At 65.2% G+C, this 3,562-nt stretch carries 4 protein-coding genes and 1 pseudogene; 1 reads left to right on the top strand and 4 read right to left on the bottom strand.

Going from position 1 to position 3,562, the window contains the following annotated elements; translation table 11 throughout:
- The 4 genes and pseudogenes from WBQ44_RS19905 to WBQ44_RS19920 form a co-directional block, all read right to left on the bottom strand.
- Window positions 1–243, bottom strand: a pseudogene (locus WBQ44_RS19905) (lytic transglycosylase domain-containing protein); the annotation flags it as partial.
- 132 nt (window positions 244–375) lie between these two features.
- Window positions 376–1,467, bottom strand: a complete 1,092-nt coding sequence (locus WBQ44_RS19910; RefSeq protein ID WP_495568394.1) for a spore photoproduct lyase family protein — start codon at window positions 1,465–1,467, stop codon at window positions 376–378.
- A gap of 70 nt (window positions 1,468–1,537) precedes the next feature.
- Window positions 1,538–2,059 (bottom strand): DUF1003 domain-containing protein, encoded by a 522-nt coding sequence (locus WBQ44_RS19915; protein ID WP_495568396.1) that lies wholly within the window; start codon window positions 2,057–2,059, stop codon window positions 1,538–1,540.
- Between the two features lie 20 nt (window positions 2,060–2,079).
- Complete coding sequence (locus tag WBQ44_RS19920) at window positions 2,080–3,354, bottom strand: magnesium transporter MgtE N-terminal domain-containing protein (protein WP_495568395.1); 1,275 nt, start codon at window positions 3,352–3,354, stop codon at window positions 2,080–2,082.
- Between the two features lie 61 nt (window positions 3,355–3,415).
- Between WBQ44_RS19920 and WBQ44_RS19925 the strand changes: the two genes are divergently transcribed.
- On the top strand, window positions 3,416–3,562 hold a 147-nt coding region (locus WBQ44_RS19925), incomplete at its 3' end, for an aldolase/citrate lyase family protein (protein WP_495568397.1).

Raw genomic sequence — 3,562 nt, forward strand, 5'->3', positions numbered from 1 at the left:
CTGCGGTACCGGGGCTTCGGCCTCGGCGACAGGCTGTGCGGCGGCCTCTTCGGCGATGGGCTCGGGCGTTTCGACGACTGGATCCACCTGTGTGGTGTTCGCAGTCGCCGTCATGAACGGGATGTACTCGGTGGCGCCGGCGCTGGTGGCCGCGGTGATGAGTCCTGCTGGGACGAGGCCGGTCAGAGCGATCAACGAATTCCGTCGAAGTGTGGAGTTCGATGCTTTTCTGTGACGTCCCACGCCGTACTACCTCCTGCTTGCCCCGGGTTCGGAGCATCCGTGATTGAACCGCAGTCGAGACTACCTGATTCGAGACGCTTCCGTTACATTGCTGTTATCTGTTGCGAGTGTTCTGTCACGAGATGGTGAGGGTCACGTCCAGTAGAGCAACTGGGCCTGCGGCAGGACGTGGTCCAACTCCTCGGTGAACCACGACCGCATCTCCGCCATCGTCTCGCGCGGGTAGACGTATTTGACGCCGCCGAATTTCGAACGCTTCGCGCTGCGGGAACCCTCGTCCATCTCCAGCTTGGTAGCCGGGTACCAGGAGAGCAGTACTTCCTTGCTCGACGGGGTGAAGCGGTGGGTGATGATCTCGGCCGTCAGATCCACATCGGGAATGTCCGCGAGCGCGGCGGCGACGTCGGCGAGCAAGGTGCCGTACTGCTCCCGCCAGCCAGGGATCGGCATGATCGGCGCGATGGTCAGTCCGACGCGATACCCGGCGAGAGCGAGCGCGCGCAAAGCCGCGATTCGGGCGGGCATACGAGCCGTGCCGCCCTCGAAACGGTTGCCGATGTCGGCGGCGTTGACCGACAGGCGTACCCGAGTCCGGCCGCCGTGATCGAGCGTCACCAGTTCCGATACATCGTCGAACTTGGTGGTGAACCGCACCGACACGTTGTCGCCGTACTGGCCCGATCCCACCCGCGAGATTGCTGCCGCCAGCGAACCCGTCACATGTTCGATGCCGAGAGGGTCTGTGTAACAGGACATTTCGAACGTGGTGCCCTCGTGCCCGCGCTCGACTGTACCGGAGGTGATGGTGCCGCGGCCCGCGTGCGTCGCGATGGGTGCCAGGACGTCGTCGAGATTGGCGAACACCCGCGTCACCGGAGGGCCGGACAACGAACCGGCGAGGTAGCAGTACTGGCAGTGTGCCGGGCAGCCCTTCGCAAGGTCGATACGCCAATCGGCGCTCGGCGGAATGGGCTGAGGCTTCAGCACGCTGGGAGGCGCAACCACGACGGCGAGCGTCGACTTGGCTCGGGCGTACGTCTCACGCTCGGACTCGCCGCGTAGGCCGGTCAACCGGTCGGCGGTCGACACGTCGATGTCGGACACTCCTGCTGCCTCGCACCGGCGCACGATCTCGGCGGTGTGTGGCATGTCCGCGGCGGACTTGGTGATCAGCACGCGCTTCGGTGTCCAGATGCGGGTGGGGGCAACGAGTGTCTCGGTCATTACCTGTGTTCAACACTCGTCGCCGTCGGACCCTTCCACCCAGCCACCGTGTGTCGCGTTACAGCGTGACCTACTGCAGCGGAACGTCCTCGTCCCTTTTCCGAACGCTGGACTTCTTCCTTGTCTTCTTTTGCGAGGTGCTGGACTCGCCGCCGAGGTGTTCGAGCATCTCGCGGATCTCGTCGAGCTCACGCCGGAGATAGTCGCGGGTGGCGACCTCACCGACGGCGATGCGCAACGATGCCAGTTCGCGCGCCAGGAACTCGGTGTCGGCCTTGGTCTGTTGCGCGCGCGACCGGTCTTCCTCGAGCGAGACGCGGTCTCGGTCGTCCTGACGGTTCTGCGCCAGCAGGATCAGCGGTGCGGCGTAGGCGGCCTGCGTCGAGAACGCGAGGTTGAGCAGGATGAACGGGTACGGGTCCCACTGAAGGTTGACGGCGACGACGTTGAGGAAGATCCAGATGATGACGATGAGCGTCTGGATGGCCAAATAGCGCCCAGTGCCGAGGAAACGCGCGGCGCGTTCGCCGGACCTGCCGAGGTCCACGTCGAGGCGGAAGTTGAACAGTCGCGACCCCCGTGGGGTGTCCATACGTGCACGTGCCGACTCTTTCACTGTCCTGCCACCTCCTGATCGCGCCAGTCCTCGGGGAGAAGATGGTCGAGAACGTCGTCGACCGTGACGGCGCCCACAAGATGATCCTCGTCGTCGACGACCGGCCCGCACACGAGGTTGTACGTCGCGAAGTATCGGGTCACCGCGGTGAGGCTGTCGTCGGGACCGAGCCGAGACAGAGCTTTGTCGATGATGCCGCCGACCAGGCTCGCTGGGGGTTCACGGAGAAGTTGCTGCAGGTGGACGCACCCGAGGTACGCCCCGGTCGGCGTCGCGGTCGGCGGCCGAACTACGAACACCAGGGACGACAAGGCAGGCGTCAGATCCGGGTTGCGGACGCGCGCCAGGGCCTCGGCGACGGTGGTGGAGGCGCTGAGCACCACCGGCTCCGTCGTCATGAGTCCGCCCGCGGTGTCGGGGGAGTGCTCGAGCAATCTCCGCACGGGCGCCGAGTCCTCTGGGTCCATCAACCGCAGGAGCGATTCCGCTTCGGTTTCGGGCAGCTCGCCCAGCAGGTCGGCAGCGTCGTCGGGATCCATCGCCTCGAGCACGTCGGCACCGCGATCGACGCCGAGGTAGTGCATCATCTCGACCTGGTCGTCGTCGGGGAGCTCCTGAACGACGTCGGCGAGCCGCTCGTCGTCGAGTGCGAGTGCCACTTCCATGCGTCGCTTGACCGGTAATTCGCGCATCGCGTTGGCGACGTCGGCCGCGCGCAGATCTTCGAACTGCATGAGCAGCTGGGCGACACCCTGGCCCGGCATCGACAGTTCGTTCTGGGTCAGCCCCTGCACATGCTGCCAATCGACGACGTGGACGGCGCCGCGCCGGGCAAGTCGGCCTCGCTGACGGCGCACCGCGACCCGGGCCACGAGCCAGTCGCGGGTTCGGGTCAACTCCATGCCGAGGTCGACCACGAGCGCGTCGGCGTCGTGTAGTTCCTCGAGTTCGGGATCGTCGACGCGCACCTTCGAGTCGAGAATCTGGGCGAACACCAGGATCTCGTTGGCGCGCTGTGAGAAGCGCCGGAGACTGACGTTGCCGGTGGTGAGCTGGACCGAGTTGGGCTCGATGCTGGTGACGCGCAGCATCGGCACGAAAATTCTTCGGCGCGTAGCCAGTTCGACCACGATGCCGAGGACACGGGGTTGAGCGCGGCCGACGCGCATCGTGATCACGAGATCACGCACACGCCCGATGGATTCACCGTCGGGTCCGAGGACGACCAGACCTGCGAGCCTGGCCGCGAATACCTTGCTCAGAGCTGCCATGATGGCAAGGTTAGAGCGTCGCAGGAAGAACAGAAGAATCAGACAGGAGCGAAAGACCACAGTGAGCTCGCCGCAGCATGGCCGTCCCCGTCGTTCCGTGCTGGCAGTTCCCGGCAGTTCGGCCAAGATGATCGAGAAGGCCAAGGGTCTGCCCGCCGACGCTGTTTTCCTCGATCTCGAAGATGCCGTGGCACCGATCGCGAAGGTC

The organism is Rhodococcus sp. (in: high G+C Gram-positive bacteria), assembly GCF_049591685.1.
Classification (GTDB): Bacteria; Actinomycetota; Actinomycetes; order Mycobacteriales; family Mycobacteriaceae; genus Rhodococcoides.

Coding starts and splice junctions, on each gene's coding strand:
- WBQ44_RS19910 (WP_495568394.1), bottom strand. CDS start 1,467: ATGACCGAGACACTCGTTGCCCCCACCCGCATCTGGACACCGAAGCGC.
- WBQ44_RS19915 (WP_495568396.1), bottom strand. CDS start 2,059: ATGGACACCCCACGGGGGTCGCGACTGTTCAACTTCCGCCTCGACGTG.
- WBQ44_RS19920 (WP_495568395.1), bottom strand. CDS start 3,354: ATGGCAGCTCTGAGCAAGGTATTCGCGGCCAGGCTCGCAGGTCTGGTC.